We start from the raw sequence: 20,040 nt of genomic DNA, 5'->3' as shown, positions 1-20,040 counted from the left end.
AGCTCAGCGCCGCGCAGCCTTGACTTCGACTTCGCGCAGGCGCGGTGCGAGCTTGTCCAGCACGCCGTTGACGAACTTGTGGCCATCGGTGGCACCGAAGACCTTGGCCAGTTCCACGCCTTCGTTGATGACCACGCGGTAGGGAACGTCGATGCGCTTGAGCAGCTCCCAGGTGGACAGGCGCAGGACCGCCAGCTCGACCGGGTCCAGCTCGTCCAGGGCCAGGTCCAGGCAAGGCGCCAGGGCACTGTCGATTTCGCCCTTGCTCGCCGGCACGCCGTGCAGGATCTCGCGGAAGTAGGCGCCATCGATATCGGAAAAATCGTTGTCGACCCGGAACTGCGCTTCGATCTCGTTCAGCGAATGCTTGGCCATGTGCCATTGGTAGAGCGCCTGGGTGGCGAGCTTGCGGGCTTCGCGACGCTTGGCGCTCTTGGACGGCTTGCCGGCATCCGCAGGTTTCGGATCGCGCGGGTTGAAACGATCACTTTCGTCGCTAATCACTTGGCCTCCAACTGCGCCAGCAGGCTGACCATTTCCAGGGCGGACAGGGCCGCTTCGGCGCCTTTGTTGCCAGCCTTGGTGCCGGATCGCTCGATGGCCTGCTCGATGGAGTCGACGGTCAGGACGCCGAACGCCACCGGAACGCCGAACTCCATGGACACCTGGGCCAGGCCCTTGGTGCATTCGCCCGCCACGTATTCGAAGTGCGGGGTGCCGCCACGGATCACCGCGCCCAGGGCGATGATGGCGTCATATTCGCCTTGCTGGGCGACCTTCTGGGCCACCAGCGGGATCTCGAAGGCGCCCGGTGCGCGGATGATGGTGATCTCGCTTTCGTTCACGCCATGGCGAACCAGGGCGTCCACGGCACCGCTCACCAGGCTTTCGACGACGAAGCTGTTGAAGCGGCCAACCACCAAGGCATAGCGACCTTTGGGGGCGATGAAGGTACCTTCGATGGTCTTCAGGGTCATTCCGGTGTTCTCATCTTTAAAGAGCGAGGCCGCCAGCGAGCGGCCTGCGAAAGGTTTCGACACGAGCATGCAATGGCGCCAGGGCGCCGCCGTCACTCGGAGGGCAGGTATTCTACAACTTCCAGATCGAATCCGGATATCGCGTTGAACTTCATCGGCGAACTCATCAGGCGCATCTTGCGCACGCCCAGGTCGCGCAGGATCTGCGAGCCGGCACCGACGGTGCTGTAGGTGGTCGGGGTCTTGGGCTGGGCCTGGCCAGTCGTCTCGCGAATGTGCGCCAGCAGGGCGTCGCCATCGAGCGGGTGCCCCAGCAGCAGCACCACGCCACTGCCGGCCTCGGCCACGGCCGACATCGCCGCGCGCAGGCTCCAGCGCCCCGGGCTCTTGACCAGCAGCAGGTCGCGCAGCGGGTCCATGTTGTGCACGCGCACCAGCGTCGGTTCCTCGGTACGGATCTCGCCAAGGGTCAGCGCCATGTGCACGTCGCCTTCCACCGCGTCGCGGTAGGTGACCAGGTTGAACTGGCCGAGCTCGGTGTCCAGCGACTGCTCGCTCACGCGCTGCACGGTGCGCTCGTGGATCATGCGGTAGTGGATCAGGTCGGCGATGGTGCCGATGCGGATGCCGTGCTCGGCGGCGAAGGCTTCCAGCTCAGGGCGACGCGCCATGGTGCCGTCGTCGTTCATGACCTCGCAGATCACGCCGCTGGGCTCGAAGCCGGCCATGCGCGCCAGGTCGCAGGCAGCCTCGGTGTGGCCTGCGCGGGCCAGCACGCCGCCGGGCTGGGCCATCAGCGGGAAGATATGCCCAGGGCTGACGATGTCCTCGGCCTTGGCGTCCCGGGCGGTGGCGGCCTGCACGGTGCGCGCGCGGTCGGCCGCGGAGATGCCGGTGGTCACGCCTTCGGCGGCCTCGATCGACACGGTGAACTTGGTGCCGAAGCCCGAGCCATTGCGCGGTGCCATCAGCGGCAGCCTGAGCGTTTCGCAGCGCTCGCGGGTCATCGGCATGCAGATCAGGCCACGGGCATGCTTGGCCATGAAGTTGATGTGCTCGGCCTGGCAGCATTCGGCCGCCATGATGATGTCGCCTTCGTTCTCGCGGTCTTCGTCATCCATGAGGATGACCATCTTGCCCTGGCGGATGTCTTCCACCAGCTCTTCGATACTATCGAGCGCCACGCGGCACCCCCTTCTCAATCAGGATTTCAGGTAGCCGTTGGCGGCCAGGAAGCTTTCGGTGATGCCGCTGCCCTTGCTCGGCTCGGCGGCCTTGTCGCCCAGCAGCAGGCGCTCCAGGTAACGGGCCAGCAAGTCGACCTCGAGGTTGATCCGACGCCCTGGACGGTAGTCGGCCATGATGGTTTCGGACAGGGTGTGCGGGACGATGGTCAGCTCGAACTCGGCGCCATCGACCTGGTTGACCGTCAGGCTGGTGCCATCGACGGTGATAGAGCCCTTGTGGGCGATGTACTTGGCCAGTTCCCTGGGCGCACGCACGCGGAACTGGATGGCGCGCGCATTATCGCTGCGCGAGATGATTTCGCCGACGCCATCGACATGGCCACTGACCAGGTGCCCGCCCAGGCGGGTATTGGGCGTCAGCGCCTTCTCCAGGTTGACCCGGCTGCCGCTTCGCAGGTCGTCGAAGGCGGTACGCGCCAAGGTCTCGCGGCTGACATCGGCCCAGAAGCCGTCGCCTGGCAGCTCGACCGCGGTCAGACAGACGCCATTGACGGCGATGCTGTCGCCCAGCTTGACGTCGCCCAGGTCGAGCTTGCCGGTCTGGACATGCACACGGAAGTCCCCGCCCTTGGGGTTCAAGCTGCCGATGGTGCCGATGGATTCGATGATGCCTGTGAACATGAGTCTTCCTCGAAAGCAGGGCGGCGTGCCGCAAGTCTGCGATTATACCGTGCGGGCTGGCAAGGGAATGGCCGTGATCCGCCAGTCATCGCCGACGGCACGCATCTGGGTGATCTTCAACCTCGGCGCCTCGCTCATCCGCTGCAAAGGCCAGTCGAGCAGCGGCCGGGCCTGGGAGCCGAGGAAGGTACCGGCCACGAACAGCTGGTATTCGTCGACCAGCCCCAGGCGGGCGAAGGCACCGGCCAGCCCGGCACCGGCCTCGAGCAATACCTCGTTGACGCCGCGCGCCGCCAGCGTGCGCAACAGTGCCGACAGGTCTACCCGGCCCTCGGCGTCTGGCAGGCTGAGCAGCTCGTGACCGGCTTCGGCGTAGCGCGGGTCGCCATCTTCGGCGGTCGCCACCAGCGCCGGCCCGGCCTGGAAGAACGGCGCCTCGAGCGGCAGCCGCAGGCGGCTGTCGACCAGCACCCGCAGCACAGGACGCGACATGGCCAGGGCGGTGGTCTCAGGATCCAGCCCGAGCTCGGCGGCGCGCACGGTCATCCTGGCCGAGTCGGCCAGCACGCTCGTCGCGCTGGTCAGCACCACGCTGGAGCGGGCGCGCAGGCGCTGCACCGCGGCGCGTGCGGCGGGCCCGGTGATCCACTGGCTTTCGCCGCTGGCCATGGCCGTGCGCCCGTCCAGGCTCATGGCCAGCTTGGCCCGCACATAGGGCAGCCCCTGTTCCATGCGCTTGAGAAAACCAGGGTTGAGCGCGCGGGCCTCGCTCTCCAGCACGCCGCTGCTCACCTCGATGCCCGCCTGGGCCAGGCGCCGCAGCCCGCGGCCCGCGACCTGGGGGTTCGGGTCCTGCATGGCCGCGACGACCCGGCCCACGCCGGCCTGGACCAGCGCCTCGGCGCACGGCGGCGTGCGCCCATGATGGCTGCACGGTTCGAGGGTCACGTAGGCGCAGGCGCCACGCGCACGCTCGCCCGCCTGGCGCAGGGCATGGACTTCGGCATGGGGCTCGCCGGCACGCACGTGCCAGCCTTCGCCGACCACTTCGCCGTCACGCACGATCACACAGCCGACACGGGGATTGGGATGGGTGCTGTACTGGCCCTTGCGTGCCAGCTCGAGGGCTCGCGCCATGTAGTGGGCGTCGAGGATGGCGGTCTGCTGGGTCATGCTCACTCTTTGGCCGGCTCACGGGCCAGGCGATCGATTTCCTCGCGGAATTCTTCCAGGTCGCGGAAGCTGCGGTAGACCGACGCGAAGCGGATATAGGCCACCTCGTCGAGCTTGCGCAACTCGGCCATCACCAGCTCCCCGACCACCAGCGACTTGACTTCGCGCTCGCCTGTGGCGCGCAGCCTGTGCTTGATGTGGGCCAGCGCCGCCTCCAGGCGCTCGACGCTGACCGGACGCTTCTCCAGCGCACGCTGCATGCCGGCGCGCAACTTGTCCTCGTCGAACGGCTGGCGGGAGCCGTCCTGCTTGATCAGTCGCGGCAGGACCAGTTCGGCGGTCTCGAAAGTGGTGAAACGCTCGCCGCAGGCGACGCACTCGCGTCGCCGACGTACCTGTTCGCCTTCGGCAACCAGGCGCGAATCGATCACCTTGGTGTCGTTGGCACCGCAAAATGGACAGTGCATGGTGGCAGGCAACAAAAAAAGGGAAGGCCATGTTAGCGCATCCCACTGGCAAGACAAACCAAAGGGGTTACCATCCAGGCAAATCTGCCCGTGAAGGATCTCCCCATGCATCAGCGCGCGCTTGTCGTGCTCAGCCTCGCCAGCCTGCTCGCCGCTTGCGGCAGCGATCGACCGCAGACCGAGCAGGTACCGGTGGCGGTACCGCCCAAGGTCGTCGAAAAAGCCAAAGGCCCAGGCCCGTTGCCGGCCTACCAGCGAGAGCTGAGCGGTACCTTGCTGGAAGTACCGCCCGGCGCCGAGGTCGAACTGGCGCTGCTGGTGATCGATGGACGCGGCCGCCCGCAGCGCCTGCTCGCCAGCGACACCCTGACTGGCAACGGCCAGCCCTTGCCCTACCAGTTGCGCTTCAATCCCGAAGCCTTTCCGGCAGGTGCCCGGGTCGAGCTGCGTGGGCGCGCCAGCCAGTCGGGGCAACTGATCCTGCACCTGCCTTCGTTGCCGATCACCCAGGCGCAGACTCAGACGACCGGCCCGCTGCGCTTCGAGCGGGCGCCCTGAGTGGCGCTGGAGCACCTGCAACAGGCACTCGACGGCGTGATCGCCCAGGCCCGGTTGGTCGAAAGCTCGCTGCCCGGAAGCGAGCTGAAGCTCTGGCTGATCGATGCGCGCAACATGGACCGCGCCTTCAGTCCCGAGGAGACACGACGAATTCTCGACGAGCCGCCGTACTGGAGCTTCTGCTGGGCCAGCGGCCTGGCCATGGCCCGCTACCTGGCCGAACGGCCCGAATGGGTCCGCGGCAAGCGGATCCTGGACTTCGGGGCCGGTTCGGGTGTCGTCGGCATCGCCGCCGCGCGGGCTGGCGCGCGCGAAGTGGTGGCCTGCGACCTCGATCCGCTGGCACTGCAAGCGTGCCGGGCCAACGCAGCGCTCAATCAGGTCGAGCTAGGCTACAGCCAGGACTTCTTTGCCGAGCACGACCGCTTCGACCTGATCCTGGTGGCCGACGTGCTCTACGACCGGGCCAACCTGCCGTTGCTCGATCGCTTTCTCGAGCGTGGCCGCCAGGTCCTGGTGGCCGACTCCCGGGTACGCGACTTCGACCACCCGCGCTATCGACATCTGGGCATACTGGATGCCTTGACCTTGCCGGATCTGGCCGAGCCACACGAATTCCGCCGGGCCAGCCTGTACCATGCCAGTCGCGAGCCTTTATAGTGGTGTCATCCAAGGATTTGCGAGAATCGCGATGAGCCAAGACACGCCGTACATCTTCGATGCCACCGACGCCAACTTCCAGCAGCTGGTCATCGAGAACTCTTTCCACAAGCCGGTGCTGGTGGATTTCTGGGCCGATTGGTGCGCGCCGTGCAAGGCCCTGATGCCCTTGCTGGCCAAGATCGCCGAGGACTACCAGGGCGAGTTGCTGCTGGCCAAGATCAACTGCGACGTCGAGCAGCAGGTCGTCGCCCAGTTCGGTATTCGCAGCCTGCCGACCGTCGTGCTGTTCAAGGATGGGCAGCCGGTGGACGGCTTCGCCGGGGCGCAACCGGAGTCGGCGATCCGTGCCATGCTCGAGCCGCACGTGCAACTGCCGGCGCCGCCAGCCGCCTCGCCACTGGAACAGGCCAAGGCGCTGTTCGCCGAGAACCGCTTCGGCGAAGCGGAGTCCATCCTGGTAGCCCTGCTCGGCGAGGACAACAGCAATGCCGAGGCGCTGATCTTCTATGCCCGCTGCCTGGCCGAGCGTGGCGAGCTGGACGAGGCGCAGACGGTGCTCGAGGCGGTCAAGAGCGATGAGCACAAGGCCGCGCTGGCCGGCGCCAAGGCCCAGCTGACCTTCCTGCGCCAGGCCGCCAGCCTGCCCGAGGCGGCCGAACTCAAGAGCCGCCTGGCCCAGGACCCGGCGGATGACGAAGCAGCCTATCAGTTGTGCATCCAGCAGCTGGCGCGTCAGCAGTACGAAGCGGCGCTCGACGGCCTGCTCAAGCTGTTCCAGCGCAACCGCGGCTACGAAAACGGCCTGCCGCACAAGGCACTGCTGCAAGTGTTCGAGCTGCTGGGCAACGATCATCCATTGGTCGGCAACTATCGCCGCAAGCTGTTCGCCGCGTTGTACTGAAGGGTCGTCACGGTGCGTCCGGGCCTGCCCGGGCAGCGCCTGGCTCAGCCGAGCCAGTGATACACCGGCGCATCCACGCCGCTTTCCACCCGCACATGGGCACTGTGCCGAAGCCGCACCAGCAAGCGCTTGCCGGCTGCGGTACTGCCAGCCAGGCCTTCGAGGGCTTCGAGCAAGGCCGGGCCATCCATCTGCCTGGCCTGGCGCAGCACCTCGCAGGCCGCCTGCCACTGCCCGTCTTGCTCGCGCACCGCGCTCGTCGGTGCCGATGCCGGCTGGCTGGGCTGGGCCGCCGCGGGCAGCTCCAGCCGACGTCCTAGCTGCGCCCATTCCTCCGGATCCAGCTCGATGGTCAGATCCACTGGCCATGGACCGACTTGTCCGCGAATTCGCACGCCCCTGCTCCTCGATGCAAGCCAAAGATGAAACATGCTCCCATGGCCTCCGGGCAAAGCCAAGCGTGCTGGTATATCACTTAAAAGCTGTTATAACATTACCGAAAATCGCCTAGCCCTGGAGTTTCCCTCATGCGTCGCTCGCTGCTCGCCCTGCCCTTCGCTCTGCTTCCCCTGGCCATGGCCCAGGCTCACGAAGCTCATGATCATGATCATGAACACCAACACGAACATGCCCATGGCAGCCTGGGTGCCCATGAGCATGGTGTCGCCCAGCTCAACGTCGTGCTCGACGGCAAGAACCTGAAACTGGAGCTGGAAAGCCCGGCGATGAACCTGGTCGGCTTCGAGCACCTGGCCAGCAGCGATGCGGACAAGGCCAAGGTCGCCGCCGTGCGCCAGCAGCTGGTCCAGCCCACCAAGCTGTTCGGCTTGTCTCAGGCCGCCGGTTGCAGCGAGACCGCGCAGGAGCTGGAAAGCCCGTTGTTCGCCGACCAGCCGGCCCCTGAGCACAAGCACGAGCACGAGCACGAGCACGCACATGAAAGCGAACACCAGCACAGCGACATCCACGCTCACTACCAGCTCACCTGCACGGCGCCTGGCAAGCTGGCCGGGATCGACCTGACACCACTGTTCCAGGCGTTTCCGGCAACCCGCACGATCAACGTGCAGCTGATCGGCCCGAACGGCCAGAAAGGCGTGGAAAGCACCCCCGCCAAGGCCATGGTCGCGTTCTGAATGAGCCAGCCGCTGATCGAACTGCATGACCTGAGCTTCGCCTGGCCAGGTCAGCGCCCGTTGCTGGAGATCCCCGAGTTCCGGCTGCATGCAGGCGAAACCCTCTTCCTCAAGGGCCCCAGCGGTAGCGGCAAGACCACCCTGCTCGGCCTGCTGGGCGGGGTGAACCGTCCTGACCGTGGCACCGTCCGGTTGCTCGGCCAGGACCTGGCCACCTTGAGCCAGGCGGCACGTGACCGCTTCCGGGTCGATCACACCGGCTATATCTTCCAGCAGTTCAACCTGCTGCCGTTTATTTCGGTCCGGGAGAACGTCGAGCTGCCCTGCCGCTTCTCTCGCAGCCGTGCCGAGCGCGCCGCACAGCGTCACGGCAGCATCGACCAGGCGGCCGCCGCGCTGCTGGCGCACCTGGGCCTGGGCGCTCCGGAGCTGCTGACGCGGCGGGCCGACAGCCTGTCGATCGGCCAGCAGCAACGCGTCGCCGCCGCGCGTGCCCTGATCGGCCAGCCGGAGCTGGTGATCGCCGACGAGCCGACCTCAGCGCTCGATGCCGATACCCGCGAGGTGTTCATCCGCCTGTTGTTCGCGGAATGCCGCGCCGCCGGTGCCAGCCTGCTGTTCGTCAGCCATGACCAGAGCCTGGCGCCTTTGTTCGACCGTGCCCTGTCGCTGGCCGATCTCAATCGCGCCGCCCGGCCAGCCCAGCCCGAGGAAGCTTGATGTACCTGCTCCGCCTTGCCTTGGCCAGCCTGGCCAATCGTCGCTTCACTGCGTTGCTCACGGCCTTCGCCATCGCCTTGTCGGTCTGCCTGCTGCTGGCCGTCGAGCGCGTGCGTACCGAAGCGCGTGCCAGCTTCGCCAGTACCATCAGTGGCACCGACCTGATCGTCGGCGCCCGCTCGGGGTCGGTGAACCTGCTGCTGTATTCGGTGTTCCGTATCGGCAACGCGACCAACAACATCCGTTGGGACAGCTACCAGCACTACGCCAAGGACCCGCGGGTGAAATGGTCGATCCCGATCTCCCTTGGCGACTCTCACCGCGGCTACCGGGTGATGGGCACCACCGGGGACTATTTCAGCCACTACCGCTTCGGCCGCCAGCAGCCCTTGCAACTCGGCCAGGGCCGGCCCTTCGCCGATGATCCTTTCGAAGTGGTGCTCGGCGCCGAAGTGGCCAGAACCCTGCACTACCAACTTGGCGACAAGCTGGTGCTGGCCCATGGCGTGGCCGCCGTGAGCCTGGTCAAGCATGACGATAAGCCGTTCACCGTGGTCGGCATCCTGCAGCCCACCGGCACGCCCGTGGACCGTACCCTGCATATCAGCCTCGCCGGCATGGAGGCGATCCATGTCGACTGGCACAACGGCGTGCCGGCCCGTGGCGCGGGTCGCATCAGCGCCGACCAGGCCCGTGCCATGGATTTGCAGCCGACCGCCATCACGGCCTTCATGCTTGGCCTGAACAGCAAGATCGCCACCTTCAGCCTGCAACGGGAGATCAACGAGTTCCGTGGCGAGCCCTTGCTGGCGATCCTGCCCGGCGTTGCGCTGCAGGAGCTGTGGAGCCTGATGGGTACCGCCGAGCAGGCACTGTTCGTGGTCTCGCTGTTCGTGGTGCTGACGGGCCTGATCGGTATGCTCACGGCGATCCTCACCAGCCTCAACGAACGGCGCCGGGAAATGGCCATCCTGCGCTCGGTGGGCGCCCGCCCGTGGCACATCGCGGGGCTGCTGGTGCTCGAGGCCCTGGCCCTGGCAAGCACCGGGATCGCCGCCGGCCTCGGCTTGCTCTATGCGGGCATTGCCCTGGCCCAGGATCACGTACAAGTCAACTATGGTCTGTATCTGCCGCTGTCCTGGCCCAGCCTGCACGAATGGACCTTGCTGGCGATCATCCTCGGCGCTGCGCTGTCGATCGGTAGCGTGCCGGCCTGGCGCGCCTATCGACAATCCCTGGCCGATGGTTTGTCCATCCACCTGTGAGCCCTTGCCATGTCGCGGATACTGCTGCTTTCGCTATTGCTCGTCGTTATGCCCCTATGGGCCGGTGAACCGCGCGAGCTGGATTGGCAAGCGTTGATTCCCGAAGGGGCACCGCTGATCGAACCACAACTGGCGCCGCTGCATGACCTGTCGCAGTTGGGCGATGCGCTGGCCGGCGAAGCGGCACCGGCCGCGCGCCAGCCAGCGCCGGATGCTCCGGTGGTGAAGGCGCTCGACGGCCAGGCGGTCAAGCTGCCTGGCTACATCGTGCCGCTGGAGGTCAGCGAGGAAGGGCGCGCCACGGAGTTTCTGCTGGTGCCCTACTACGGCGCCTGCATCCACGTGCCACCGCCGCCGGCGAACCAGATCGTGCATGTCTTCAGCGAAATGGGCGTGCGCGTCCAGGATCTCTACCAGCCCTACTGGATAGAAGGACGCATGCGGGTCAGACCGACCAGCAGCGAACTGGCGCAGGCGGGCTATCGGATGGAAGCAGAAAAAATCTACGCCTACGAGCTGAAATGACCGTCCTTGACGCTCGATGACACGCTTCCTTGAGCTGGGTCAAACTTTTCGTTGAAACGTCTCCTTACCATTGGGCTCCTCGATTACTCACGTCCTTTGGGAGCTCCCATGAACAAGTCCTTGCTTGGCGCCTCGCTCGTTGCCCTGGCGCTAGCGGCCCCGGCTGCCCACGCCTACCAGCCGGGTGATTTCATCGTGCGCGCCGGCGCCATCGTCACCGCGCCGAACGAAGACAGCGGCAACCTGAAACTCGACGGCGCCAAGGTATCGGGCACCAAGGCCACCTTGTCCAGCGATACCCAGCTCGGCCTGACGTTCGCCTACATGCTGACCGAGCATGTCGGCGTCGAACTGCTGGCTGCCACGCCGTTCAAGCACAAGGTAGGCGTCAAGGGTCTGGGTGGCGGCCTGGACGGCAAGCTGGCCGACGTCAAGCAACTGCCTCCGACCCTGTCGCTGCAGTACTACCCGATGGACGCCTCGTCGAAGTTCCAGCCGTACGCCGGCATCGGCATCAACTACACGCTGTTCTTCGACGAGGAACTCAGCAGCGCACGCAAGCGGCAGGGGTTCAGCAACATGAAGCTGCAGGACTCGATCGGCCTGGCCGGCCAGCTCGGCATGGACTACATGCTCACTGACAACCTGCTGATCAATGCTTCGGTCTGGTATGCGGACATCAACACCAAGGCCAGCATCGATGGCCCGAGCGCCTTGGGCGTAGGCAAGACCAAGGTCGATGTGGAAGTCGACCCCTGGGTCTACATGGTCGGTATCGGCTACAAGTTCTGATACACCAAGCGCGCGGCGCAGCGTTGCGCCGCGCGTTGCCACGGTTCGTCAGCGCAACTGGCGATCCTGACCGAGCAGGCGAGACAGGCCATCGACCAGAGTGGTCGGCGTCTCGAGCCGCAAGCGCGACGACAGCCGGGCGTTGTCGGCACGCGAATGACGAATGTCACCCGGCCGCGCCGGGCCATTGCTGATGGCCGGCAAACCGCCCAGCACATCCCCCAGCGCATCGAGCAGCTGGTTCAACGAAGTCGCCTTGTTCAGCCCGACATTCATCGCCCCCAGCGGCACCTGCTGCAGCTCGAGTCCCTGCACCAGCAGCTTGACCAGGTCCCCGACATAGAAGAAGTCGCGGGTCTGTTCGCCGTCGCCGAACACGGTAATGGGCAGCCCCTTCGAAGCGCGCTCGGCAAAGATGCTGATCACCCCGGAATACGGCGAGGAGGGATCCTGGCGCGGACCGAAGATGTTGAAGAACCGGAAGACCACCGGCTCCAGGCCGTGCTGCCGACGATAGAAGTCCAGGTACTGCTCGCTGGCCAGCTTGTCCACGGCATACGGCGTCAGCGGCGCCTTGGGCGTGTCCTCGACGATCGCCTGGCCCTCGCCGTTGTTGCCGTAGACGGCGGCACTGGAAGCGAACAGCACCCGCCGGATGCCATGGACACGCATGGCTTCGCAGACGTTGAGAGTGCCGATGAAATTGCTCTGGTGGGTGCGTACCGGATCATCCACCGAAGCCTGCACCGAAGCCACCGCGGCCAGGTGGACGATCGCCTGGCAGCCCTCGGCGGCACGCGCCACCAGCGCCGCGTCGGCCACGTCGCCCTCCAAGAGTTCGAGCCGCGGATGCTGCAGCTGCAGATTCTCGCGCTTGCCAGTGGAAAGATCGTCCAGGATACGCACTGCGTGGCCCTTGCCCAGCAGCGCATCGCACAGGTGCGAACCAATGAATCCGGCGCCGCCGGTAATCAGGATGGGAGCATCAGCCATGTCGATAGAACCGGTCCAGTAGAGGTGGCAAGCCGGCGCGCCAGGCACGGGGCTTGATACCGAAGGTATGAAGGATTTTCTTGCAGGCCAGCACGGCATTCTGCGGTTCTTCGCTGGCATCCGAGCGTGCGGCATGGGCCTGCGCGGTCGGTGCCTGGATCGCCAGCTTCTGCCACTGCGCCGCTTCGCTCAGGATAGCCTGTCCCAGCGCAAGCGGCGTGGTCGCCTCATTGCCCGCGTAATGATAGGTACCCCACAGCGGCGCCGCGCAGTCGAGCTGCTTGAGCACCGAGAGGATTACCCGGGCGGCATCGTCCACTGGCGTCGGATTGCCGCGCCGGTCATCGGCCAGGAACAGCTCGTGTGGTTGCTCGGCCCGCGTGAGGAAACGGCCCAGCAGGCCGTCGCGGCTGTCGTCGAGCAGCCAGCCGAAGCGCAGCAGCACATGCTGTGGGCAGGCCGCCCGCACGCTCTGTTCCATGCGCCAGAGCGCCTGGCCACGCAGGCCGAGCGGCACCGGCTCGTCCTTCTCGCTGTAGGCCGTGGCGCGCGAGCCATCGAACACGCGATAGCTGGAAGGTTGCAGCAGGGTGATCTGGTGATGCTGGCAGAGTTCGGCCAGGCGCTCCACCGCTCGCTCCTGCAAGGCCAGGCGCTGCTCGCTGACCGACTCGGCCTGGAACCAGTCGAAATAGTAGGCCAGGTTTACCAGCGCGTCGGGGCGATGGTCGTCGAGCAATTGCGTCAGGCTGGCGACATCCCAGCCGTGCTCGGGCGGCCTCGGGGCCAAGAACCCGATGTCTTCCTCGGCTCCCAGGCGAATCAGCGCTTGCCCCAGGGCACTTCCACCACCCAACAGCATCAGGCGCATTCGCATAAAGTCAGCAGATCCGAACAGGTTGATTAGGGAAAGCGAGCATTCTGCGGGTTCTTTTCGCACAAGCGCAACCCTGGCACGGCCTGTGCCAGGGCCGTGCCAGGCGGCGCATGCCGGGCTGCCACTCACTCGGTCTCGAACAACCCGTTGCTGATCGGCCCCACGCTCAGCCGCTCGCGAATGTCGTCATCGATACGCGGGTCATCGGGACGGTACAGCCGCACCTGCCGATAGGCATTGATGCGGTTGATCTCGGCGCCCAGGTATTCCCACACCACCCGGGTACAGGCCGGGTTGCGTCGGTCGGCGCTGGACACGCCGGTCTTCAGGCCGTTGAGCCGAGTGATGCGGCTCTTGAAGCTGGGGATGAGGATGGTCTGGCTCATCTCGTTGAAAGTCAGCGACTCGTAGTCGATGAGAAACAGCCGGTCCTGCAGCTGGAAGGCCGCGCCGAGGTAGCGACAACGCACCCAGTCCTCGGCCTGGACATCGGCGCTGCTGGTACGCTCCTGGCGCTCCTGGCGCTCGAACATGAACGCCCCACGCTCTTCTCGCAGGTGCACGAGCGAGAGCAGGATCGAGCCAGGGACGGAGATGCAGTTGGAATACTCGAAGTAGTAGCCGCAATAGCGCGAGAGGTTGCCGGTGTGCTCATGCAGGGGCTTGAACAGCTCGCTGAGCGGATCGCCCTGCCGCGCCGTATCGGCCAGGTGACTTCGCGCCCCGATCAACCGGGCAAACTGTTCCGGAGGAAGGCCCAGCTCGTAGTCCTCGACGCCGAAGAAGTCACCGATGCGCTTGAGGTTGTAGGCCGTGGGACGGCTGTGCCCGCTGAGGTACTTGTTGAACTGCCCGCGGTTGATCGACAGCTGTCGGCAAACCTCTGAAATAGAGCGGTAATGACTGCAGGCAAGCTTCAGGTTGGCAGCGAAATGTTCGCTCATGGATCCGGTCCCGGTGATGCATCAGGCGCCACTATAGCATCAAGTCGCATCAATTCGGCACAACCCGCGAAATTGTAACCTCACTTGTCATGGCCAACCATGCGCCCCATGGCTCCAGCGCGCCCAGCGTTGGCCGACATCTTTCATCGCAAAGAATAAGAATCGAGGTTCTTCCATGCTCGAAGCACTCAACGATTTCCTCTCGGGGAAACTCCTCATCGTGCTGATCGTCGGACTCGGCGGTTACTTCACCATCCGCTCGCGGTTCGTCCAGTTCCGCCACTTTGGCCACATGTTCGCGGTGTTCCGCGAATCGCTGCGTGGCCAGGCCGGCCAGTTGAGTTCGTTCCAGGCCCTGATGCTGAGCCTGGCAGGCCGTGTCGGCGCGGGCAACATCGCCGGTGTCGGCATCGCCGTGACCCTGGGCGGGCCAGGCGCGGTGTTCTGGATGTGGGTCACGGCGCTGGTCGGCATGGCCAGCAGCTTCTTCGAATGCACCCTGGCGCAGGTCTACAAGCGCGCCGATGGCGACGGTCTGTACCGGGGCGGCCCGGCCTACTACATCCAGCACGGCCTGAAGCTCAAGAGCATGGCAGTGGTGTTCTCGATCCTGCTGCTGGTGACCTACGGCTTCGCCTTCATGGGTCTGCAGTCGTACACCGTGACCCACTCGCTGCAAAACGCCTTCGGCTTCGATCCGAGCCACACCGGTATCGCCCTGGCCGTGCTGCTGGCGGTCGTGTTCTTGGGTGGCATCAAGCGGATCGCCGCAGTGTCCGACCTGCTGGTACCGATCAAGACCCTGGCCTACATCGGCGTGACCCTGTATGTGATCGGCACTCAGATCGAACACGTGCCGGCCATGCTGGAAACCATCTTCAAGAGCGCTTTCGGCCTTGACCCGGCGTTTGGCGGGCTGCTCGGCAGCGCCATCGTCATGGGCGTCAAGCGCGGCGTGTTCGCCAACGAAGCGGGCCTGGGCAGTGCGCCCAACGTCGCTGCCGTGGCGGCGGTCAAGCATCCTGGTGCCCAAGGCGTGGTCCAGGCTTTCAGCGTGTTCCTCGACACGTTCGTGATCTGCACCTGCACCGCACTGCTGATCCTGCTGTCGGGCTTCTATACCCCTGGCTTCGAAGGTGACGGCATCGTCCTGACCCAGAACTCACTGGCCGCCGTGGTTGGTGACTGGGGCCGCCTGTTCGTCAGCGTCGCGCTGTCGCTGTTCGTCTTCACCTGCATCCTCTACAACTACTATCTGGGCGAGAACAGCCTGCAGTTCCTCAGCCGCAACCGCATGGTGCTGTTCGGTTTCCGCGCCCTGGTGCTGGTGCTGGTGGTATGGGGGTCGGTACAGGACCTGTCGACCGTGTTCGCCTTTGCCGACATCACCATGACCTGCCTGGCCTTCGTCAACCTGGTCGCCCTGGCCTTGCTGTTCAAGGTCGGCCTGCGGGTGATGCGCGACTATGACGAGCAGCGCCGGGCCGGCATCAAGCAGCCCGTGTTCGATGCCTCGAAGTTCCAGGACCTGGACCTGGACCGTGCCGCCTGGCCGGCCAATCCGCAGGTCGCAGCGACCGACGAGCAGGCTGCCGGCCCGGCTCACGTCCAGGCCCAGGCCCAACGCTGACAGTACTGCTGCCAGCCGCCCCGTCCGTGGGCGGCTGCCGTTCTCCGCTCCTCGCTACGGAATGCGCCATGCGTGAAGTCAAGAATCTCCTCGTCCTCTATACCGGTGGCACCATCGGCATGCTGCAGACCCCTTCCGGTCTCGCGCCGGCCGGCGGCTTCGAAGCCCGCATGCGCGAGCACCTGGCCCAACGTGCCGATGCGCCACGCTTGAGCTGGACCCTGCGCGAGCTGGACCCGCTGATCGACAGCGCCAACATGCAGCAGGCCAACTGGCTGGCGATGCGCGGCGCCATCGTCGAGGCGGTGCAGCGCGACGGCCATGACGGCGTGCTGGTGCTGCATGGCACCGATACCCTGGCCTACAGCGCCGCGGCGTTGTCGTTCCTGCTGCTCGGGTTGCCGGTGCCGGTGCTGCTGACCGGCTCGATGCTGCCGGCCGGGGCGCCGGACAGCGATGCCTGGGACAATCTCGCAGGTGCCCTGGGCCTGTTCGAGCAAGGCTTGCCGGCCGCTGTACAGCTGTACTTCAATGGCCAGCTGCTGCATGGCTGCCGCGCGTCGAAGCTGCGCAGCGAGGCTTTCGACGCCTTTGCCGCCCTGCCCCGCCAGCGCCAGGACGAACGTGCCGATGGCGTGCCGACCGAGCTGGACTACCGTCGACCGCGCCAGCCGGTCAGCCTGGCCGTGATGCCGATGTTCCCCGGCCTGTCGGCCGGGCAGGTACGCGGCGTGCTGGCCAGCGGCGTGCGTGGCCTGTTGCTCGAATGCTATGGCAGCGGTACTGGCCCATCGGATGACCAGGCCCTGCTCGAGGTGCTGCGGGAGGCTCGTCGGGATGGCGTACTGCTCGTTGCGATCAGCCAGTGCCCGGAAGGCGCGGTGCAGTTCGCGACCTATGCCGCCGGCAGTCGGCTGCGTGATGCCGGCCTGGTCAGCGGTGGCGGCATGACCCGCGAGGCAGCGCTGGGCAAGATGTTCGCCCTGCTCGGTGCCGGCCTGGACATCCAGGACGCCGAGCGCTGGTTCGCGCTGGATCTGTGCGGCGAGCGGGCCTGAGCGGAGGAAGGTGGCGGAAGGCAGCGGGAGTCGAACCTGCCCGGGAACGGCTGCCGTCCCCAACCGGGTTTGAAGCCCGGCCGCGCCACCGGGCGCGATTGCCTTCCTTGAATTCATGACCCATGGTGCTGGGCCAGGGCGCTGTCGGTACGGATGTAACGCTGGTCGGCCACCCGGCGGGTAAGGCCCAGGCGATCGAAGTACTCCAGTATCTGGACCGTGCGCTTGCGTCCGATGCCGAGCAGGTCACGATACGCGGCGACCTGTACTATCGGGGATCGAGCCGCCTGCTGCAAGAGCAGATCGGCCATTCGCTGAATCATTTCCTGCGGATAGAACAGGTCGCGCACCACCTGGTGCACCACGCCTGCGCGTGCCAGCTTGCGCAGCAACAGGCGCACCTCGGCCTCGTCATGCTGCTGGGCCGCTGCCAGCGTGCGGACCCACGGCGGGTCGAACTGGCCTTGCAGCAGCGAGGGTTTGAGACGTTCCCACAACGCGGCATCGGCGTCGCCAAGGCGGACCTGATGGTCCGGCAGGTGCAGCCACGGCCCGCTGTTGTCGATCTTCGCCTCGGCGATCAGCGCCTCGAGCAAGGCGATGAACGCAGGCCGCTCCAGGGGCATGGCGGCAAAGCGACGCAGGCGGTCACGATCCGGCCCCAACTGGTCGGGCTCGCGCGCGTGAAACAGCGACAGGCGCTCGAGCAGCTCGGCCTTCAAGGCATGCCAGCGTTGGCCGGCGAACAGCAGCGGCCCTTGCCGGGTGACCACCACCTGTACGTCCTCGGGCAGCTGCCAGCTGTCGCGCGGGCGGTTGAACTGTCGTTCCAGGCGCTGCGGATCGAGCCCCGATGGCGCGCTCTGCAGCAGTCCCGGCAAGGCGTCCTCCAGGCTCGCGCAGCCGGCCAGCACGCCAAGCTGCCGCAGGCGCGCCTCGCTGCGCCGATGGCGGCTCGGCCCGAACGGGTCAAGGACGCGGCCGCCGCCGAGCGTGCGCTGTGCGCGCTGGTCGCGCAACACCAGGCGATCGCCATGCACCGCCTGCAGGGGCGCATCGAGCAGCAACTGGGCGAACATGCGCCGGCCGGGCTGCAGCTTGTCGGCTTCCAGCAGGGCTACCCGGGCGGTGACGTCCTGGGTGCCGAGGTGCACATGCACGGCACTGAAATGTTCGAACGGTCGTGACTCGCCTGGCAGCAGGTAGCATTCGATATCCACCCGCTGGCTGGGCGCATGCAGCCATGCCGGCAATAGCCAGTCGCCACGACGGATCTGCTCCAGCGCCAGGCGCTCGCCAGTAATGTTCAAGGCCACGCGCTGGCCGGCCTCGGCCTGCTGGGCAGGTCGATTCTGGGCGTGCAGGCCGCGCACGCGCACGGGCCTGCCAGCCTTGCCCAGCACCAGGCTCTCGCCGACCTCGGCTTGCCCCGCCAGGGCCGTGCCGGTCACCACGATACCGGTCCCGGCCACCGAGAACGCCCGGTCGACGGCCAGGCGAAAACCGCCTCGCACGCTGCGCCCGCGCACTTGGCCCTGCGCCTGCCACAAGGCTTCGCGCAAGGCTTCCAGGCCCTCCCCGGTGACGCTGGATAGCGCGAACTGCGGCGCGCCGGCATGAGGTCCGGCTGCCAGCAGGCTGGCGACCTGCGCCTGGACTTGCGCCACGCGCCCAGGCTCGACCCGGTCGCATTTGCTGATGGCCACCATGGCCTGGGGGATGCCCAGCAGCTCGATGATCGCCAGGTGCTCGCGGGTTTGGGGCATCACGCCATCGTCGGCAGCCACCACCAGCAGTACCAGGTCGATGCCATGGGCGCCAGCGAGCATGTTGTGGATGAAGCGCTCATGCCCGGGCACGTCGATGAACCCGACCAGCGGCGCGCCCTGGCGCAACGACGCGTAGCGGTAGCCAAGGTCGATGGTCATGCCACGGGCCCGCTCCTCCTGGCGGCGGTCGCCGGTCTGTCCGGTCAGCGCCTGCAGCAAGGCGGTCTTGCCATGATCGATATGCCCGGCGGTACCGACGATCACCGGATCGGCTCCAGGCCAAGCGTGGGCAACTGGGCCAGCCAGCAGGCTTCGTCGTCGAGCTGCCTGAGATCGAGCCAGAGGGCATCGTCGTCGATACGCCCCAGCACCGGCACCGGCAGGTCGCGCAAGGCTCGCTCCAGAGCATGCAGGCTACGCCCACGGAGCTTCTTCGAAACCTGCGCGCGCAGGCACAGCGCTGCGCTTGGCAAACGGGCCACCGGTTGGCTGCCACTGCCGATCATGCCCAGCACCGGCTCGACGTTGACCGACCAGGGCGCCCCGACCACGGCAGCCAGCCCCGGCGCGAGTCGCTCGGCCTGGGCCATGATGTCGGCCTGGGATCGAGTCAGCAGCCTCAGGCTGGGCAAACGCTCGGCCAGTCGGTCTGGATCGCGGTACAGCGCCAGCACGGCCTCGAGGGCGGCCAGGGTCAGTTTGTCGACGCGCAGGGCGCGCTTGAGCGGGTTTTTCTTGATTCGCGCGATCAGCGCCTTGCTGCCGACGATGATCCCGGCCTGTGGGCCACCGAGCAGCTTGTCGCCGCTGAAGGTGACGATGTCGGCGCCGTCGGCGAGCGCCTGGCGCACGGTCGGCTCGGCGGGCAGGCCCCAGCGGCTCAGGTCCAGCAGGCTGCCGCTGCCAAGGTCTTCGAGCAAGGGCAGACCATGCCGATGGGCAATCTCGGCCAGCTCCCGGGTCGGCACCTGAGTGGTGAAACCCTGGATGCTGTAGTTGCTGCAATGCACGCGCATCAGCAAGCCGGTTCGCGGGTTGATGGCCTGTTCGTAATCGCGGGCATGGGTGCGGTTGGTGGTGCCGACCTCGTGCAGGCGCACACCGGCGCGGGCCATGATGTCAGGTATGCGGAAGGCGCCGCCGATCTCGATCAGTTCGCCACGCGAGATGACCCCCTGTTTGCGCGCGCCGAGGCTGTTGAGCGCCAGCAGCACGGCGGCAGCGTTGTTGTTGACCACCGTGACGGCCTCGGCCCCAGTCAGCTCTCGCAGCAAGCCCTCGATCAGGTCGTCACGGTCGCCGCGCTTGCCGGTGGCCAGGTCCAGTTCGAGATTGAGCGGATGGCGCGCCGCGGCCTGCACCGCCACCACCGCCTCCTCGGGCAGCAGTGCGCGTCCCAGGTTGGTATGCAGTACGGTACCGGTGAGGTTGAATACCCGGCGAACCTGGCTGCGCTGGCGGCTGGCCAGGCGCTCGCCGGCTCGCCCCAGCAACACTGGCGGGCAGAGTTCCACGGCGCTGAGCTGACCAAGCAAGGCCGGCTGGCGCAGTTCGTCGAGCAACAGGCGGAGCTCGGCCAGCACCAGCTCGCGCCCGTGGCGCTCGAGCAGTGGCTGGCAGGCAGGCTGGCGCAGCAGCTTGTCGACCGATGGCAGGCGTGCCGGGTTGTCACTGGCAAGGCTCGAGGGCATTGGGATTACCTTGAAGTCCGTTTCGGTCGAGGG

The 20,040-nt window shown here is 66.4% G+C and carries 22 protein-coding genes and 1 tRNA gene; 10 read left to right on the top strand and 13 right to left on the bottom strand.

Annotated features, from left to right (window positions below; all coding sequences use genetic code 11):
• Positions 1–3: 3 nt before the first annotated feature.
• The 6 genes from nusB to nrdR all read right to left on the bottom strand — a co-directional run bounded on the left by nusB (position 4) and on the right by nrdR (position 4,485).
• Positions 4–504: a transcription antitermination factor NusB gene (gene nusB, locus ACY8GK_RS18455; protein WP_196178230.1), complete on the bottom strand. Its 501-nt coding sequence runs from the start codon at positions 502–504 to the stop codon at positions 4–6.
• Entirely contained in the window at positions 501–977 is a 477-nt protein-coding gene (gene ribH / locus ACY8GK_RS18450) for a 6,7-dimethyl-8-ribityllumazine synthase (RefSeq protein WP_196178232.1), read from the bottom strand. The genes nusB and ribH overlap by 4 nt, the downstream gene beginning before the upstream one ends.
• Before the next feature lie 92 nt (positions 978–1,069).
• Positions 1,070–2,161: a bifunctional 3,4-dihydroxy-2-butanone-4-phosphate synthase/GTP cyclohydrolase II gene (ribBA, locus tag ACY8GK_RS18445; RefSeq protein WP_196178234.1), complete on the bottom strand. Its 1,092-nt coding sequence runs from the start codon at positions 2,159–2,161 to the stop codon at positions 1,070–1,072.
• An 18-nt stretch (positions 2,162–2,179) separates the two neighbouring features.
• A complete protein-coding gene (locus ACY8GK_RS18440) occupies positions 2,180–2,845 on the bottom strand; it encodes a riboflavin synthase (RefSeq protein WP_196178236.1) in 666 nt (221 codons plus the stop codon).
• Positions 2,846–2,887: 42 nt separating this feature from the next.
• Positions 2,888–4,018: a bifunctional diaminohydroxyphosphoribosylaminopyrimidine deaminase/5-amino-6-(5-phosphoribosylamino)uracil reductase RibD gene (ribD, locus tag ACY8GK_RS18435; RefSeq protein ID WP_196178238.1), complete on the bottom strand. Its 1,131-nt coding sequence runs from the start codon at positions 4,016–4,018 to the stop codon at positions 2,888–2,890.
• A 2-nt stretch (positions 4,019–4,020) separates the two neighbouring features.
• Positions 4,021–4,485: a transcriptional regulator NrdR gene (gene nrdR, locus ACY8GK_RS18430; RefSeq protein ID WP_196178240.1), complete on the bottom strand. Its 465-nt coding sequence runs from the start codon at positions 4,483–4,485 to the stop codon at positions 4,021–4,023.
• Positions 4,486–4,590: 105 nt separating this feature from the next.
• On the opposite strand from nrdR, the gene ACY8GK_RS18425 reads away from it, so the two are divergent.
• From ACY8GK_RS18425 to trxA, 3 genes are read left to right on the top strand one after another with little or no spacing between them, the layout of a single operon-like run.
• A complete protein-coding gene (locus tag ACY8GK_RS18425; RefSeq protein ID WP_196178242.1) occupies positions 4,591–5,043 on the top strand; it encodes a YbaY family lipoprotein in 453 nt (150 codons plus the stop codon).
• Positions 5,044–5,703, top strand: a complete 660-nt coding sequence (locus tag ACY8GK_RS18420) for a class I SAM-dependent methyltransferase (RefSeq protein WP_462401768.1) — start codon at positions 5,044–5,046, stop codon at positions 5,701–5,703.
• Between the two features lie 31 nt (positions 5,704–5,734).
• Entirely contained in the window at positions 5,735–6,607 is an 873-nt protein-coding gene (gene trxA / locus ACY8GK_RS18415; RefSeq protein ID WP_462401767.1) for a thioredoxin, read from the top strand.
• A gap of 44 nt (positions 6,608–6,651) precedes the next feature.
• Here trxA and ACY8GK_RS18410 read toward each other — a convergent pair whose 3' ends face one another.
• Complete coding sequence (locus tag ACY8GK_RS18410; RefSeq protein WP_196178248.1) at positions 6,652–7,002, bottom strand: hypothetical protein; 351 nt, start codon at positions 7,000–7,002, stop codon at positions 6,652–6,654.
• A 132-nt stretch (positions 7,003–7,134) separates the two neighbouring features.
• Between ACY8GK_RS18410 and ACY8GK_RS18405 the strand changes: the two genes are divergently transcribed.
• The 5 genes from ACY8GK_RS18405 (at position 7,135) to ACY8GK_RS18385 (ending at position 11,045) form a co-directional block, all read left to right on the top strand.
• Positions 7,135–7,743 (top strand): DUF2796 domain-containing protein, encoded by a 609-nt coding sequence (locus tag ACY8GK_RS18405; protein WP_462401766.1) that lies wholly within the window; start codon positions 7,135–7,137, stop codon positions 7,741–7,743.
• A complete protein-coding gene (locus ACY8GK_RS18400; RefSeq protein WP_196178252.1) occupies positions 7,744–8,463 on the top strand; it encodes an ABC transporter ATP-binding protein in 720 nt (239 codons plus the stop codon). It begins immediately after the preceding gene.
• Entirely contained in the window at positions 8,463–9,728 is a 1,266-nt protein-coding gene (locus ACY8GK_RS18395; protein WP_196178255.1) for an ABC transporter permease, read from the top strand. The genes ACY8GK_RS18400 and ACY8GK_RS18395 overlap by 1 nt, the downstream gene beginning before the upstream one ends.
• 9 nt (positions 9,729–9,737) lie before the next feature.
• On the top strand, positions 9,738–10,253 hold the full coding sequence (locus tag ACY8GK_RS18390; RefSeq protein ID WP_196178257.1) for a DUF3299 domain-containing protein: 516 nt from the start codon (positions 9,738–9,740) through the stop codon (positions 10,251–10,253).
• 108 nt (positions 10,254–10,361) lie between these two features.
• Positions 10,362–11,045 (top strand): OmpW/AlkL family protein, encoded by a 684-nt coding sequence (locus ACY8GK_RS18385; protein WP_196178259.1) that lies wholly within the window; start codon positions 10,362–10,364, stop codon positions 11,043–11,045.
• Positions 11,046–11,093: 48 nt separating this feature from the next.
• On the opposite strand, the gene ACY8GK_RS18380 is transcribed toward ACY8GK_RS18385, so the two are convergent.
• The 3 genes from ACY8GK_RS18380 to ACY8GK_RS18370 all read right to left on the bottom strand — a co-directional run bounded on the left by ACY8GK_RS18380 (position 11,094) and on the right by ACY8GK_RS18370 (position 13,859).
• Positions 11,094–12,038, bottom strand: coding sequence for an NAD-dependent epimerase/dehydratase family protein (locus ACY8GK_RS18380; protein WP_462401765.1), 945 nt, complete (start codon positions 12,036–12,038; stop codon positions 11,094–11,096).
• Positions 12,031–12,915, bottom strand: coding sequence for a sugar nucleotide-binding protein (locus tag ACY8GK_RS18375; RefSeq protein ID WP_196178262.1), 885 nt, complete (start codon positions 12,913–12,915; stop codon positions 12,031–12,033). Before ACY8GK_RS18375 ends, ACY8GK_RS18380 begins: the two co-directional genes overlap by 8 nt.
• Before the next feature lie 125 nt (positions 12,916–13,040).
• Entirely contained in the window at positions 13,041–13,859 is an 819-nt protein-coding gene (locus ACY8GK_RS18370; protein ID WP_196178264.1) for a helix-turn-helix domain-containing protein, read from the bottom strand.
• A 175-nt stretch (positions 13,860–14,034) separates the two neighbouring features.
• Between ACY8GK_RS18370 and ACY8GK_RS18365 the strand changes: the two genes are divergently transcribed.
• Both ACY8GK_RS18365 and ACY8GK_RS18360 read left to right on the top strand, forming a co-directional pair.
• Positions 14,035–15,489, top strand: coding sequence for an alanine/glycine:cation symporter family protein (locus ACY8GK_RS18365; RefSeq protein WP_196178266.1), 1,455 nt, complete (start codon positions 14,035–14,037; stop codon positions 15,487–15,489).
• Positions 15,490–15,557: 68 nt separating this feature from the next.
• Positions 15,558–16,547, top strand: a complete 990-nt coding sequence (locus ACY8GK_RS18360; RefSeq protein WP_196178268.1) for an asparaginase — start codon at positions 15,558–15,560, stop codon at positions 16,545–16,547.
• 11 nt (positions 16,548–16,558) lie between these two features.
• On the opposite strand, the gene ACY8GK_RS18355 is transcribed toward ACY8GK_RS18360, so the two are convergent.
• From ACY8GK_RS18355 to selA, 3 genes are all read right to left on the bottom strand, one after another.
• Positions 16,559–16,654 (bottom strand) — tRNA-Sec (locus ACY8GK_RS18355).
• Between the two features lie 6 nt (positions 16,655–16,660).
• Positions 16,661–18,580, bottom strand: coding sequence for a selenocysteine-specific translation elongation factor (selB, locus tag ACY8GK_RS18350; RefSeq protein ID WP_462401764.1), 1,920 nt, complete (start codon positions 18,578–18,580; stop codon positions 16,661–16,663).
• Complete coding sequence (gene selA, locus ACY8GK_RS18345) at positions 18,577–20,007, bottom strand: L-seryl-tRNA(Sec) selenium transferase (protein WP_196178272.1); 1,431 nt, start codon at positions 20,005–20,007, stop codon at positions 18,577–18,579. Before selA ends, selB begins: the two co-directional genes overlap by 4 nt.
• Positions 20,008–20,040 lie beyond the last annotated feature (33 nt).

The organism is Pseudomonas sp. Marseille-QA0332 (assembly GCF_054950175.1).
Note: the sequence above shows the minus strand (reverse complement) of the source record. Positions and strands in the feature narration are given on the sequence as shown.